The organism is Micromonospora sp. HNM0581, from assembly GCF_012726175.1.
Classification (GTDB): domain Bacteria; phylum Actinomycetota; class Actinomycetes; order Mycobacteriales; family Micromonosporaceae; genus Micromonospora.
In genome coordinates this window covers 88,620-104,677 of record NZ_JAASAD010000012.1, presented here as the reverse complement: position 1 = coordinate 104,677, position 16,058 = coordinate 88,620, and the positions used below count along the sequence as shown (strand labels likewise).

At 70.1% G+C, this 16,058-nt stretch carries 6 protein-coding genes; 3 read left to right on the top strand and 3 right to left on the bottom strand.

Annotated elements, in window-relative coordinates; all coding sequences use genetic code 11:
• Positions 1 to 34: 34 nt before the first annotated feature.
• The 3 genes from HCA58_RS15990 to HCA58_RS15980 are packed head-to-tail and all read right to left on the bottom strand — an operon-like array spanning position 35 to position 1,577.
• Positions 35 to 862: a hypothetical protein gene (locus HCA58_RS15990; RefSeq protein WP_346776005.1), complete on the bottom strand. Its 828-nt coding sequence runs from the start codon at positions 860 to 862 to the stop codon at positions 35 to 37.
• Between the two features lie 59 nt (positions 863 to 921).
• Positions 922 to 1,224: a WXG100 family type VII secretion target gene (locus tag HCA58_RS15985; protein WP_169598634.1), complete on the bottom strand. Its 303-nt coding sequence runs from the start codon at positions 1,222 to 1,224 to the stop codon at positions 922 to 924.
• A 32-nt stretch (positions 1,225 to 1,256) separates the two neighbouring features.
• Positions 1,257 to 1,577 carry a WXG100 family type VII secretion target gene (locus tag HCA58_RS15980; RefSeq protein ID WP_169598633.1) on the bottom strand — a complete coding sequence of 107 codons (321 nt, stop codon included), beginning with the start codon at positions 1,575 to 1,577 and terminating at the stop codon, positions 1,257 to 1,259.
• A gap of 286 nt (positions 1,578 to 1,863) precedes the next feature.
• Here HCA58_RS15980 and HCA58_RS15975 point away from each other — a divergent pair, with 286 nt between their 5' ends.
• From HCA58_RS15975 to HCA58_RS15965, 3 genes are read left to right on the top strand one after another with little or no spacing between them, the layout of a single operon-like run.
• Positions 1,864 to 2,280 carry a YbaB/EbfC family nucleoid-associated protein gene (locus HCA58_RS15975; RefSeq protein WP_169598632.1) on the top strand — a complete coding sequence of 139 codons (417 nt, stop codon included), beginning with the start codon at positions 1,864 to 1,866 and terminating at the stop codon, positions 2,278 to 2,280.
• A complete protein-coding gene (locus tag HCA58_RS15970) occupies positions 2,277 to 3,185 on the top strand; it encodes a hypothetical protein (protein ID WP_169598631.1) in 909 nt (302 codons plus the stop codon). The genes HCA58_RS15975 and HCA58_RS15970 overlap by 4 nt, the downstream gene beginning before the upstream one ends.
• Before the next feature lie 12 nt (positions 3,186 to 3,197).
• Positions 3,198 to 16,028 (top strand): hypothetical protein, encoded by a 12,831-nt coding sequence (locus tag HCA58_RS15965; RefSeq protein WP_169598630.1) that lies wholly within the window; start codon positions 3,198 to 3,200, stop codon positions 16,026 to 16,028.
• The last annotated feature ends 30 nt before the right edge of the window (positions 16,029 to 16,058 follow it).

The window sequence follows — 16,058 nt, the reverse complement described above, 5'->3', positions numbered from 1 at the left end:
CGATCAACCAGCAATCGGGCAGCTCGTACGGGTACTACTGGTCTCCGCCGGTGTTGGTGCTGCTGCTGGCCCCGTACTCGGAAAGACCTTCGATCTTGACCCACGCGGAGCCCATCTGTTCACGCAGGGAACTGGCGGTCATGTCGTTGAATTCCTCGGCGTCGTCGTAACCGTCCGCGATCTGGAGAAGGCCCTCCTTGACCGCGACCAACGCCCCGTGGGTGGCCAGCAGCATTCCCATGACGTCGCCGCGCAGACCCGCGTCGTCCGCGCTGACCCCTTCGATACGTTGGCGCAGCACCTCCGCCTTGGCGAAACCACCGGGCAACATGTTCAGCTCGGCCAGCTGGTTCCGCACCGTCAGGAGGATGTTCGTACCGTCGGTCAGCCCGACGACCCGGTCGATCTGGTTGGCCATGTGACGCAGGGCCTCGGTGCTGACCGACAGTTCGTGGTTGGGATTGTCCCCACCCGAGTATTCGCTGTCCTCAGGGTGTTCGACGGTCGTGTCGAGTTCGTATTTCGGGTCGTCCTCGTTGTAGCCGTCGATACCGACCTGATCGTCCAAAATGTTCGGGACGACGGTGTCCCACTGGTCGACGACCTCGGCCTCGAACCAGTCGATGAGCGCCCGCTCCTCCTCGTCCCACACGGGGACCATGACCGGAAGCTGTCCGCCGGTTCCCGAGACCAGCGTGAAGTCGACCCTCCAGTACTGCTGGATGACCGACCGCGCCCAGCCGACCTCCTGTCCGTGTTCCTGGTCGTACTCCGACAGGATCCCGAGCGCGTCCAGTGCTTCGATGTTCGGGTGGCTGTAGTCGATGCCCATCAGATCGTCTCCGTTGTCGGGGCCCCGCACTCAAGGAAGGGAATCGGCTGCCGCGCCGACACGCGACACGGCAGCCGAGGTACGCCGACTCAGCCGCCGCGGACGTCGTTCCAGATCATCGCGTGGCGCTGCTCGGTCGTTCCGTAGTTGTCGGAGATCTGGTACAGCGTGGCCCGTGCGCGGTCCAGATGCACCGTCATCTGATCCGCCGACTGGTTCCACACCGCCTTCGACGCGTAGTACTGCTGCTGCGCGGCACCGGTCCATTCGGCGAGGCTCGCCTCGACCGTCTGCTCCATCTGCGCGAGAGCCGACTTGATGCGCACATTGATCTGGTTCATGTCGTGGAGGACGGCGTCAGCCTGCTGGAAGTTGAACGAGTAGTTCGACATGTCGGTCCTTTCTCAGGGCGCTGGTCGCCGGCTCAGACGCCGGGCAGTGCGGAGCCGAAGGAGGAGGCGGTGCTGGCCGCCGTGTCCTCGGCGTCCCGGTAGCCCGTCGTGGTGACACCCATGACGTCGAGCATCGTGACCAGTTCGTTGATCACCTTGCCGAAGGCAGCCTCCCAGCTGTCCATCGCCTGGTTGAAGTTCGCCGAAGCCTGGCCGGTCCAGGAGGCCTGCAGGACCCCCATCTGGCCGTTCACCGCCTGCAGCGAACCGGTGAACTCGGTCGCCTTGTCCGAGAACTCCTGGGCAGCACGCCGCATGCCCTCCTCGGTCGTCTGCACCTGGGGCATCGTCATGGTGGAACTCCTCACGTCCGGTACCGCCGGTCACGTCGCCTCGCGGGCGGGTGGCCCATCACGGGCCGACAGGAGTCTTTCCAGACCGGGAGCGGCTGCGACAGCGGCGACCCGCGGTGATGCACGAAAGTCGGACAGGACTGCACTCACTCGCTCTTCCGCAACGGCCTGCGCGCAGATACCCGGGAAGACCTACTGCCCCTTTCTGCCCCCTCAGCGTGGTGGGACTTCCGCCGGCCCGGCATCGGCTCCTTCACTGGGAGGCCGATACGGAGGGAGGCAGACAGTGGACGCCAATGCGCGTATCGAGAGCCTGTTCGAGGAGTACCAGCGGCAGCGCAACAGCCTGACCGAGATGCAGCAGCGGATGCGGGCGCTCTCGGGTACCGCCACGTCACCCCGGCGCGAGGTTACGGTCAGCGTCGGGCAGAGCGGCGTACTGACCGACATCCGCTTCCCGACCTCGGCGTACAAACGGATGACCCCCACCGACCTGAGGGAGGTCATCCTGGCCACCTACGCCGACGCGAAGGAATCCGTGCTGGCGCAGGCCGCCGAGGTGCTCGCCCCGATGCTCCCGGCCGGAATGGACGCCCGCGCACTGGTCGACGGGACCGCCGGCACCGACGCCTACCTGCCGGCCGAGCCGCGCATCGCCACCAGCGTCCGCGAGATCCTGGGTATGCGCCAGGCCCCGCGATGACCCGCCGCGGCCGGCTCTACGTCGACCCCGACGGCGTCGTCTCGACCGGCAGGAACTACGGCGAGCACGTCCACATCTACGACGGTTACCTGACCGAGACGGAGGACCTGCGCCTGCGGTACGCCGACGCCTGGGGCGACGACGAAATGGGCACGGCCTTCTCGACCAGGTTCCTGGCGGGCATGGACCATCTGGACGGGATGGTCGGCGGGGTCAGGGGCCGGCTGGCCTACACCTCGGAAGGGCTCGTCCAGTTCGGTCACGCCTACCAGGTGGCAGACGACGACGCCGCTGACGTGAGCCACCGGATGGCCGCCGACTTCTGCGGGCCGACCGAACCGCCCCCGGATCAGGCCAGGACCCTGCTACAGCCGACCCGGTCCCTGGCGGTGCACGTCGAGCCGGACGACGGCACCGGGCCGCCGCCGTCGGACACCCTCCGCCGGCTGGAGCCGACCCGCAGCAGCCTCCCCCTGGCGGCTGCGCCGGTCGGCGTACCCGCGGAGGCCGCGCCGTCCGAAGCCGTGTCGTCCGAGCTCACGACGTTCCAGCGCAGCGAGAGAGCGTTGCCGTCGGAGCCGGCCATCCCGGCCACGTCCACGTCGCTCAGTTTCCCGGCCGCCTACGTGAACGGCGGGCCGGTACCTTCCGGGCAGCACCTGGTGGCGTTCAACCCGACCGCGGACGGGATGGTCCGGATCGACGGCAACCTGTACGACGCCGTGGTGCCCGTCGCCGGTACGTCGGTCACCCAGCCCGACGGCCAGCCGGTCGACCCGACGGGACGGCTGTTCTTCCTCGTCAGGGACGCTCCCCCCGTCGACCCGGCAGCGCCGGGCTACCGGCCACTCGTGCTGACCTACGGGGCCGACGGCAACCTGGTCCCGCCGAGTGTCGCCGGCTGACCGGTACCCGGCATGCCCGACTTCCACATCCCCAACGACCCCGAATGGCAGTGGGCCTACGACCTCATCCTCTTCGGCGTCGGTGAGGAGTTCCCCAAGGCCGACCCGACCGCGCTGCGGGCGATGGGCGAGGATCTGTACAGATTCTCCAGCCACCTGTTGAACGGCTTGGGAGGGACCGCCAACCTGGGCAACTCGTTGGGCAGCCACCTGAACGGACCGGCCGCCGACGCGTTCTCCGGGTTCCAGGGAGACATCACCAGGGGTGTCCCGGACGGCGCACAGGTGGCCCTCCAACTGGGCCACGCCGCGTACCAGTTCGCCCTCGACTCGGAGAACACCCAGTACAACATCGTCATCGCGGCCTTCACCCAGGTCGTCGAGATCGCCATCGCGCTGGCCAGCGGGTTCGGCGCCGCCGCCGTACCCGCCCTGGTCAAGATCGGCCAGGAGATCGTACGCACACTGATCAGCTTCCTGCGCCTGCGGCTCCAGAACCAGTTGCTGCACCTCGTCTGGGAGGGGGTCGAGGAGGGCCTTGAGGAGGTGTGGCAGTCCGCGGCCGCGGACCTCATGCAGATCGCCGAGGGCAACCGGAAGCAAATCAACTACCAGAACCTGCTGATGGCCTTCGCCGGAGGCTTCTTCATCGGTCTCGGCGTCAGTGGCACGCACTGGATCGCGGGCAAGGCGTACCCGAAAATCAACAAGGACGTGTACAGCCGGGAGACGCTCTCCGCGTTCTCCGAGACCCTCTTCGAGGGACTCTTCACCATGATGGTGGGCGGTGGAGGCTTCAACCCCTTTGCCACGTTCACCTCGTCGATCATCGGCGGCATGGCGCACCACTACGCGGAGGTGTTCGGTAAACAGTTCGGTCCGAAGGTCGGTCCGAACGACCTCCGCCCACCTCCGAGGTTGGACTCCCACGACCGCGACCCGAACACCTCCCCGCAGAACCCCGACACCACCTTCCCCACACCGATCGCCCCACCGCCGGTCGCCCCCACACCACCACCCGCCCCGCCACCCGTCACCCCGGTCCCAGGCGCCCCGGTCCCCGGCGCCCCGGTCCCAGGCGCCCCGGTCCCAGGCGCCCCGGATCCCGGCGGATCAGCGTCCACCGAGGCTCCCGCCGGAGCCGACGGCCCCGCGCCGGCCCCGGGCGTCGTGGCGGGCAACCCGATGCCGGCCACCACCGGGCCGGCCCCAGCCGACGTGACAGCACCCCGGCCCGCGGCATCGGACCCGGCGGCGACCGACGCCGTAGCCACGCCGAGCGACGCACCGCCATCACCATCCCCTGTCGCCGGCACCCCGCCCGGAACACCGATCACCCCCACCACACCTGCCCCTCCACCGCCGTCCCCCGTCACCGGCACACCGATCACCCCTGCCGGATCCCCACCGGCCGGCACCGCCACGCCCACCCCCGGCACCGCCGGGCTGCCCGGCGCCACGCCGCAGGCCCCCTCGGCCGCCAGCGGCGTCGACGCGACGGCCGACCCCGGCCAGACCGGTTCTGGTACGCCCGCACTCCCCGGGGCGTCCACCCCGCCGACGGCACCGGCCGGCCCCGCTGAGACAGGAGCCCCGGACGCCCCTGGCGGTGTCCCGGTCGGTGCCGGTTCACCCGCTCCAACCGGCGGTGTGGTCACCCCGCCGGCCGCGACCGGTGCCAGCGCATCGGGAGGAGACGCAGCCCAGACGGCTTCTCCCGGTGCACCAGCCCCGACGAACCCGGTGGATACGCCGACCGGCGTATCGGCGGCTCCACCCCCGACGTCCGGTACGGCCCCGAACTCCCCTCCGACGGCCGCACCGCCGGGCACCACCGCAGGGCCCCCCGCCGACGGCACGACCCGACCAGCTGAGGGGACGACGGCCACGCCTTCCTCGTCTGGTACGCCTCCGATCACACCGCCCGTGGCCGCGGGGACGCCCGGCCTGGCCCCTCCATCCCCCGCCACGAACGCCCAGGTGCCCGCCCCGGTGCCACCCGCACCCGCCACACCCACAACCGGCATCAACGGCAACACGCCAACCAGCAACACCGGCGGCCCGTCCGCCCCTACGCAGTCCGGTAATCCCGCGCGTCCGGCGGAAGCCCCGCGACCGGCGCCACCGACGGCGGTGACTCCGCCATCGACGGCGGTGACTCCGACATCGACGGCGGCCTCCGTCGACGGCTTGTCACCTATCGAGGGCCCGACCGCACCGGACGCCCTCCCGAGCCAACCCCGGGCCGACCAATCCGTCACCGCCCCTGCCGAGCCGCCCGGCTGGACGGGCGGCCCGACCTCGACCTCGGATCCCAGGGCCGGGGTCGACGCAGAAGACACGTGGACCCGTGACCCGACCTGGGACAGTGACGCGGATGCAGATTCCGAGACCAGCTCGATCTGGGACGACGATCCGGGCAGGGAGACCGACGCCATCTGGGACGACGATTCCGACGGCGTCGCTCCGGCGGACCGCCCGGCCGCCGCTCCGGTACCGGCGCAGAGCGCCCCGGAACCGGCCAGAGCGCCGGTTGGCGCGGCTCCGATCGGACCCAGCGAGCCCGCCACCCACGGTGAGGACCGGCTCCGGCACGAGCCCGGTTCCCCTATGGGCTCCCCACCGACGACCGTGGCGGCCCCCACCGCAGCCGTCGTTCCCGCCGCCGGGCTGAGCACCGATGCGGTGAACGTCGGGGCAGACACGCAGGTCACAGCCGAACTCGACCAGCCGGGACATCGACCTCCATCCTCGCCGTCCAGTGCGGCGGCCACGACTGTCGCGGACGCCGGGGTCGCCGGCGCCGGGACCCGTGGGCCGGCCGACCCGGTCCGCGGCACCCACATCGCACCCCCTGCGGGTACCCGGGTGCCAGCCGGACTCGTGCTCCTCGACCCCGATCAGACCGACAACTGGACCGCCGCGCACGACCACCCCACACGCGCGGACCACTACGTGGTCTTCGCCCACGGCGCCCCCGACGGCATCGTGGTCGACGGCAAGCTCGTCACCCCCGAGCAGCTCGCCGCCCTCATCACCAGCGACCCACGCTCCCACGGCAAGCACATCGTCCTCGCCGTCTGCGACATCGCGACCGGCGACTACGACCTCCGACTGAGCGATCAGCCCGGGATCACCGCGGTCAGCGCCCCCGAACTCACTGCCTGGACCACCCCGGACGGCCGCATCCTCTCCGCTGCGATCTCGCACACCCCGGCCGGGCATCCCCGCCCGGACCTGACCCGGCCCGGCACCTGGCGACACTCCGGGAAGCACCCACCCGCCAGCCGCATCACCCGCAATTCTGTCCTGCCGACGCCGGACCCGCTGACCGGCAACGCCACCAGCAGCCCACCCGCGCCACGCCAGCACCAGACCGTCGGGGAGGTGCCGGGACACAGCAACCCGGGCGAGTACGTCGCGTGGACGCTGCGCCGGGAGCCGGCCCTGCCCACCATCCCCGAGGTGGAGGAAATCGAACTCGACGAGCGCCCCCCGGCCACGACCCTGCGCCGGGAGCCGGCCCTGCCCACCATCCCCGAGGTGGAGGAAATCGAACTCGACGAGCGCCTCCCGGCTGCGGAGCCTGCTACGACCGCTCCGGCGTCCGCCGCCGACACCGACACCGCCTCAGTCGTCAGCCCCGAGAACGACGACGAAAGCCATCCAGACGACACCGACCAACCAGACGACACCGATGAGACCGACAGCGCCGCCGCCACTGTCGCCACGGTTCCGCCCATCCCGGACAACCCGCTGCGCGGTTTCTACCGGACCCGACCGGACCTGCTCAACGAGCCCGACTCAGTCGACGACCTCGCCAAGTTGATCAGCGGCCTGGACCAGAGCATCCGTCAGGCGGTGAGACGCCACGCGGCCGAGAGTTCCTGGATCTCGGCGATTCTGTCGCACCTTCCGGTCGACACCGAGCCCGTCCAGCGGGCACTGCGCGACGAGCTCCGGTCGTTCTTCACCACCGGTGGCCGGAGCTTCTTCCTCCGCGACGGCCTGCACCGCTGGCACCGGGTCACCGTCCAGCCACGGTGGGATCCGGCGGACGCACAGGTGATCGACCAGTCCGAGGACAAGGCCAAGTTCGACACCCGCAGCGACTGGTCCGACGGTTCGAAGCAGGCATCCTCCACCGGCAGCTCGGGGACGATCAGTGCCGGCACCATGATCCCGCAGCGGATAGGACTCGGGGGCGGTTTCTCGATCGACGTCTCGCTGTCGCGCCCGAGCGAGACCTTCCAGGACAGCGTCAAGATCACGGACTCGCACATCGTGCGGAGCAGCTCCGGCTCTCATCTGGTGTCGGTGCCTGTTGACTTCGAGGTGGTCGTCACCGACCCGTACGCGCGGCTCACCGGTCCGCAGCCGGCCACCCCTACCACGGGCGATCCGGTGCGGGTGGGTCTGTTCCTGCGCGGCGTCGACGACATCGCGAACGCACAACCCCGGCAGGTCACCGTCCCCATCGACCCGGCCCGGCACACGTCGATGCTGGTCGAGCACTTCACGCCGGTACGTATCCTGAGCGCCGGGATCGACCTGCCGTCGGGGGTGCCACCCACCGACTCCTGGAACGATGTCGCCGAGGACACTCTGCTCCGGTTACAGCCCACAAAGACCGTGCCGCCGGGCAGCATCGGCGCGGATCAGGGCCGCCGCATGCTCGAGGAATCCTCGATGGTGGGCAACCTGATTCCGGCGTTGGAATCCGACGGGCACCCGTCGACAATCACCAGCCAGCACGGCAACCACGCACTGTCCGCCAAGATCACCGCGACGGTGACGGAACTTTCTGCGACCGCGGACATTGCCAAATCCTGGTTCCGCCAGCAACCAGGGGAGGTCGCGTCGACGAAGCTGGCCCAGGCGAGCCGGGTCGGGATCGGAATGTCGGCCATTCCGGCCCGGTGGTCTTTCGGGCCGGCGTACGTCCAGGGACGCCTGTTCGGCGGCTTCCTACGGTCGATAACCACCTCCGTTTCCCGTGGCGGTGCTTCCCGGATCGGCACCGAATTCAAGGACGTCCCGAACGTCCTGGTGGAGGCCCGGGTCCGGGTCACCATCAGTACCGGGTTGCGCGAGGTGCCGCTGCAGCGGCTACCGTTCGGGGAGCGCGGAACCGTCGCACCGATCACGCTGGACATGGTGGTTCTCGGTCGGCTGCCCGCCAGTCGGCTGGCCCAGCTTCAGCATGACGCGAGTCCTTTCGACCCGTCACCGACCCGGTGGAACGCGCCGCCGTACGCGATGACCGATGCTCGTGCCGTCACCTCCGGTCTCAGTGCCTTCAACCAGCTCTACCTGAACGTGACCGGCTTGGTCCGCCGCTTCCCGGGCGGGTTCCTTCCCCGTTTCGGCGAGACCGACAAGGTTTCCTGGATGGGATCCAGCCGGGCGGCGTCCGAGCGGCAGGCCAATCAGGACGAGTTGGACCGTGTGCTGACGGTGCCCGGCCTCCGTCAGGGCAGGAAGAGTCTGCTGGGCGGCGGGCTGGTGGGCCGACTGAGCCGGACCAAACCGGTCGGCACCCGCCACCTCGTGGTGCACGTCATCGGCCGCTACACCAGCCCCCTCGACCATCGGGGCACCAGCAGGAACGAGGCGGTACGGACAACAGATATCAACAGCTCCGAGCAGAAGGTCACCGCCGACGGTGAATGGCGTACCGCCATGGCTGTGGAGAGTGGCGGCATCTTCCGGTTGGTCGGCGACATGGGAGGCGCCGCACTCGTCCCCGCCGGAGCGTTCGAGTATCGGCACCGGGTGGGCAGGCAGACCAGTGTGCAGCTGGCCGGCACCGAGGGACGACTGATCGGCGGCACTGCCCACTCGGAGGCGTTCGGTACCGAGCTGGAAATCACCGTGAGGGTCTACGCCTACGCACGCCGTCCCGGCTTCGACTCCCGGTCCCGGATCGGGATCGCCCGCGTCCTGCAACCGCGGCTGCCCCGACCGGTCACCGGGGAGACCGGCACGACCATGGTCCGGACGACCCCGGAGCAGGTGACCGCCGTCGGCGGCAGACAGTTCACCCGGTTCCGCCTGACGCAGGCCCGGCCGGTGACCGTACAGCTCGACGCGGCCTCGGTCGTCGCCACGCCACTCTCCCTGCCGGTGACGCTCATCCCCGCCCCGGACCCCCTCGGTGTCTCCCGACGGACCCAGCTGGAACAGTCCGCACTACGGGAGTGGGTCGACGCCGAGTCGACGCTGAACATCGACGACTGGTTGGCCATCGAAGGGCTGCCCGGCAGTACGTACGTCACCAAGCTGGCCACCGACGCACTCACCGCGGCGCAGCAATACGACAATGTCCAGTCCCGGACCCGACTACGGGGGGTACGCGGCACCGACGGTCTGGTCGAGGGAATGCCGGTCTGGGCGGCACTGCTCGACCGGACCGGCCAGTTCCGGCAGGCACACGGTCTGGCATCGATGTTGAACGGCGTGTGGCTGGTCGACCGGCTCACCACCGCCGAGGACGGTGCGGCGACCGACATCGCCATCGCCGCAGCCCTGACCAACGCCCGAGTGGTGCCTACGGCACACGTTCCGATTTCCACCGAGCCCGGCTCGGCAGGGTCGATCGAGGTAGGAACGGCCAAACGGGTGGAGAAGCAGTTCGCGCTCCGGGGCCTCTTCTCGGCCACTCTGCGCCGGCTCGGCGCCAACACCGGTGGTACCAGCAGCGGCGGGGTGCTCGGCACCGCTCGCCACGAGAAGTTGCTGTACGCCGGTGGAAAGCAGAAGAGTCAAAGCGTCAGCGGTGCGATCGACCGCAACCGCCCCGGCAGGAACCGGACCTTCGTCGTCATCTTCGACCTGCGGGCATCGGCCACCGTGGAGGTCACCACCGAGCCGGCGCGCTACCGGATCGTTCCGAAAGCGCTGCGCCACGGCAGCTGGCTGCACCACTACAAGTCGGTCCAGCGACACGGCACCATCACCAACGCAGTTGCCCTGCGCCTGCCCGCCCCGGCCGTGGTCAGCCTGGGTCTGTTGCCACCACTCGCCGGAGACGTCGGCACCATGGGCGCGCCGTGGATGCCGCAGTCGACGCCGGAGCTGCGCCTACCTCCCGGTCACGGGCCCGGCCTCGGTCTGTACGCCGTCCACCATGCGCCGAATCTGACTGAACGGCTGACTGCCGCTCTGCAGGCCGAGGCAGCGAGGACCGATGACGGACGGAGCACCGTCCGAAAGGTTCTCGACGCCATCCGTAGCAGGGGCAGCAACGCCGCCGCCAAGATCTCCGCTTCGATCTCGGACCCTGGCATCGGCGACACCATGTTGAACCGTCGCCGCCTGCTCGACCTGTTGAGTCGCGACGGCATCCGGCAGCACTGGCCGGCGATCGTGGATGGCGGCCTGTCCGTCATGCACGTCAAGCCGGCCCGTACGAGCCAGCACTCGCGCGAGGTCCGCCTGGTCGCCGAGACCACCGGCAACCCCGTGTTCATGGGTTTCGTCGCCGACCACAACGACCTGGACATCAAGTTCACGCACGCCCACGGGTTCGCAGAGGCACGCCACCGACGGCACGGGCAGCTCACCACCGCCGGGGTGGCCGGCACCGGAGTCTCGAACCAGCAAGGCGAGAACATCGCGGTGGGGGTCGGTGACACCGTCGGACGGGCCGCCCAGGAGCAGAACGACCGGAACATCAGCTCCAGCACGGTCAAGTCCGACCTGAGTTCGGCTAGTGGGGTCAAGGTACGGATGGCGCTGCCGGTCAGGTTCTCCCTGGTGGTCTTCGACCGGGGCAGCCCGTTGGAGAGCGACCTGCTGGTCGTCGAAGACCGGATCGTCCAGGACCGGTGGGCCGACGACGTCCGCCTACCACGGACCGTGCCGGCGGTGCGGCCCACCACCTACCAGATCCACGCCCCCAGCAGCCTGGGACCCGGCTGGCGGACGCTGAACGGCCTGCCGTTGCCGCCCCGGTTCGGCGCCGAGGACCTCGGTCGGGTCGCCCAGTTGCAGAACACGGTCGAGCGGCTACTGTCGGGCACGGCCAGGCGTTTGAGGCTGCCAGGCTATGCCGGCGCCCACCAGATACACCAAAGCCTCACCCCGGAGATCCTGCTGCCTGCCGTGTCGGCGATGCTGACCCCGGACGGCTTCGAGCTGCCTCCGGTGACCAGCGCCGAGATCTTCGGCCAGCAGGCTCAGATCGTCGTCAGGCTGGTGCCCGAGGCGGCGTCCCTGCAGGGGGTCAGCTCCAAGGTGTACCGCGAACACGCGGTACAGAACGCCGGCGAGTACAGCAGCGGCACGAGTGCGCTGGTCCAGAACCTCCGGGGGCTCCGGGCCCCCCTCCTGGGGCGCGGCAACGTCGACGACCCCTACCAGCCGTTGGAGAGCGGCGGTCCGGGTGCCTTCGCGGGCGCCGCGCAGGCCGCCACCGAAAGCGGCAGCAGCACCACGGGCGGGTTCGGCAACGTCAAGCCGGGGAGCCGGTCGGCCCTGGTCGACTACTTCAACCGGGTCGAGGTCGACGTGACCCTGTCGTCCTCGGCCTTCCCGTCGAAGACGGTGACCAGCGCGGGGCAGCCGACCGAACTACTCACCGTGTCGTTGCGGATGGGGCTGCACGACGCCCGTACCGCACTCGACATTCCGGCGGACGGCACGCCCCGGCCGGAGGCCGCCGAGCGGGTGGCCGCCTTCGCGGAGCTCGTGGCGCATGAGGCGGAGCTGGCCACGGCGGCGGACGCTTTCGTGTCGGCCTCCGATCGGCTCGACCAGGCCCGCTTCGATGCCTACGCGGCGCCGGAGGGCAGCACCGATCGGGCCACCTACGAGGCGTTGCTGCCCGGACTCATCGACACCTGGAACCAGGCGGGGCAGGACTGGTGGCAGTTGGCCCAGCGGCATTACCAGCTGTTGGACGACTTCAGCAGCCGGTTCCTCGGGGTGGCACCGGAGGTCGACACCGAGGGAGCGCAGCGGCTCGCCGACCACGTGCACCGCCTCGGCGACAACCGGATCGAAGAAGTGCCGGACAGCGGGGACGATCCCGCCGACGACACCCCACCCACCGAAGCCCCACCCACCATATCGGCCGCACCCACCGACACCCCACCCACCGAACGGCAGCCGGAACCGCAGCCACCCGAGGCAGAACCGTCGTCCCAGCACACCGACCACACCGCCGCCAGCACCACGAAGGACACCAGCGCAAAGACCCCACCGGCCGGCTCCCCCGAGGTGGACCCGCCGTCCCGGGACGTGCCACCTACACCGGCCGGTCCGAAGCCCGGTCTCCAGACCGTCTCGACGCCGGGGGACGGACGCTGCCAGCTCTACTCGATCGTCGGAAGCGCTCCGCAGCTGGTCGGCTCCCGGCTCGTCGCCGCCGGACTCGACACACCGGCACTGCGGTCCTGGCTGGCGAACCCGGATGCCGTCCGCGCCCAGCTCGATGGCCTGACCGGCCCTGACGCGCCCCGCGACCCCGACGGCCTGGTGCCGCAGGGCTCCGAGTTGGGGCAGGCCGCGGAAGGGCTACGGCAGCTGGTCGAGCGCTACGTGCAGTCGGTCGGCCGGGACGGCATCCCGGGGACGGCCATCGAGGCGTACCGGTTCAACCGGAACCTACGGGTCCGCGCCGAGGTGGACACGTTGAACCGGAAGGCGTTGCTCGACCGGCTCAGGTCCGCCGGTGTCACCTCGCTCCGCAATCCCGACCTCGTCCCAGCGACGACCCTTCGTGACCGGTACGTCGAGCAGCGCACCGCCGACCTGGTCGCGTCGGGGCAGGACGCCGACTCCGCCCGCTCGCACGCGGAGCAGGAGGTGCCGCTCAGACCGTCGGCGGACGGTCCACCGCGCGACCTGCACGACGATTCGCTGTCGATGCGCGCGATGTTCGACTACCTGACCGCCCACGGGGTCACCATCCCGGTGCAGTCCCTGCCGGACGCGGTGCTGCGCGACCAACTCTCGGACCATCTGATCGACCCGGCCCGTCCGGTCAGCGTCGTGGAGTTCGCCGTACTCACCGACGCGGTACGCAACTGGGAGAAACGCTGGCGGAACGATATCGGCGAAGCATTCGTCGGGCTGCTGGCCGCCGCCCTCGATGCGCGGATCAGGATTCACGCATCCGGTCACGTCCACACGCTCGGTCGCGTCGACGCACCCCTGATCGACGTTGAGCGGCAGGGCGACCACTACCAGGCGGTCGCCGTGCCACTGCTCGACGAGACGGAGACGCAACACCGGGAGGCGGAGGAGATCCTCCTGGCCGCCCCGATCACGCCTCCGGACCCGTCGACCGATACGGAGCCCTCGGCGGACGGTCCGCCACTGCAGGGCCCCGCCCACGTACCCGAGCCGGACTACCAGCTTCTGCGGTCCGCCGATGCGGACCACCTTGCCGCCCTGCACGCCCGGGTACGCCAGCTGGTCGCCGCGCGTGACGACGACCGGAGCCGGCTACCACTCGAGGCGTACCGGGAGATCGCCGACGCGATCACCACGGCGATCGGCGCCCCGCCCGTCCGCCGGATCAGCAACGATCCACAACGCCGGGGCGCGTTCGACCGGCAGTCGTGGGAGGTGCTCCTCAAAACCGACCTTCCGGTGGACCAGGTCATGACCTCGCTCGTGCATGAACTGACCCACCTCGAACAGATGACGGTGATCTCCCAGCTGGTCGCCACCACGGTCGGTGACGCCACGGCGGCGAACCAGGTCACCTCTGATCCCGAAGTCCAGGCCGCGCTCTGGGAATCGCGGTCACCCGAGGACCCACGGCATGCCGCGATGGAGCGCACTTGGACCTCCATCGCCGCGAACGACATGCAGGTTGGCGAGGACCAGAGTCTTCGCGTCCTGCGCACCAGTGCCGACGCCCGGGTCTCGGTCGCCCGAGGGATGTACCAGTTTTCCGCCCGGGTCATGCAGCGGCTGTCCCGCAGCGACCAGGCGCTGCTGGATGCGCGCTTCGAGACGACCCACCCGAAGTACACCGCGCTGCCGATGGAGATGCAGGCGTACCTGACCCAGCTGCGGTTCGAGTCGCTGGGCTCCGTGATGGACTGGAGCGGCACGCCGGTCACCCGGCTGGAGCCTCCGTCCGGCTACCAGCTCGACAGTCTCGGCCCGGCCGGCAGCCACCTACGACCGGCCGGCGCGCCCGACACCCGCCCCGATCGGCTGCCGCACCCGGACCGACCGATGCTCGTGATCTCGGCCGCCGATCGATCCGAAGCCCAGCGGGTCCTTGAGGACCTCACGGCCGAGCTTCCACCGCGGGTTCTGGTGGAGCTGGTACTCGCCTCCCCGATCACCGCAGGCCAGGCGGTGCACCTGGCCGGGCTGCTCGGACCGGATCAGCTACTCGCCGCCGCTCCCGCGCTGGTCACCGACACCGAAGGCGGACACGTCGACCATCTCGTACCGCACAGTCGGCTACACACCGCCACCGCGCTGGCCTTCGCCAGGTACCTCACGATCCACCCGACACCGCAGGCTCCGGCCCTGCTGACCCCGGTGCACGAAATGCCGTACCTGGGCAACGGGCGGTGGGACATGTTCCAGGGTTGGGAGCTCGTCTCGATCGGTCACCGGGTGTGGATCGGACCGCCGGGCGCGACCCCGGTCATCGGCGACGACGACCCCCGGGTGGTCATCGGTGTCCCCACCCAGGACACTCCCTGGTCCGCGTGGCAGTTCGGGATGTGGGTCTCCCGGACCTTCGCCACGCAGGAGGGTGCCGTCGACACCGACATCACCCGGGTACACCGTCCCGAGCTGCAGCCGCCCCAGCTGCAACTCACCGGTGACCTGATACACGCGGTGTCCCCGCAGGACGTCCAGCTCGCCCGTACCGTCACCGGCCTGCCCGACCCGATGGCCGCCTACGAGTACTCCCACCCTCACCCCTTTCCGCCGCTGGACGTCGTACCCGGTCAGGACCTCAGCTTCACCCCCTACCACCTCATCGACGCCCTGCTCGACGTGGCCGCGCTTCCAGGAACCGAGAGCGACCCCGCCACCGCCGCGGCCGCGCTGACCGAGCTGGCCGCGCAGCTGGACCTCACCGGCCCCACCGCCCTGCGCAACCTTCTCGCCGCCGGCTTCCTCGCCGCCCGCGCCTACGGCATCGGCACCTTCGGCCCGAGTCGGCTCGCCGCCGCACACCGGGCCCTGCGGCTACTCGAACCGACCGGCGACCTCACCGCCGGCCCGGGCGCCGCCGCCGACCTGGTCGCCTGGGTGGCCGGGATGAACATCGACCAGAACGCCGCCGACCTTCCCGTCCGGCTCATGCGGATCCTCGACCGCACCCGCGACCCAGCGATGGGACTCGGAGACCTCAACACCGCCGAACAACAGGACGACGAACGCATCCGGCTCGCCCTCGACGGCCTCCGGCAATGCGACGGCGGAGCCTGGGTGACCGCCGGTGTCGACCCGCAGACCCCCCTCGCTCCCGTCGACGGCGCGATCGTGCTCGCCTATGCCGCCGGCCCCACTCTTGAGCCCACGCCCCCCGGCCACCCACCGACCACCGACACCAACCCGATGGCGGTACCGCTGGCTCTCCTCGCCGACCAGGCCCGCCACCGGATCGGCGACCCCCCCACTCCGACGGTCGTCGTCCACCTCACACCGGTCACCGACCACCCGATCACCGCCGTCGACTTTCACCGGATCAGCGGTGACCTGGGCGAACTCGACAACCGTCTGGGGTGGAACGTCATCCTGCGCGAGCCGGTACGACCCGACGGCACGGAGGCGCAACTGGTCGACGAGAACGCCGGGCCGCCGGAGGTCCACGAGGTGGCGACCGCGTCCGCGGGCGACGTGACAGGAACGTAAGGGCAGACCCGCAGTGCAACCCTCGATCGG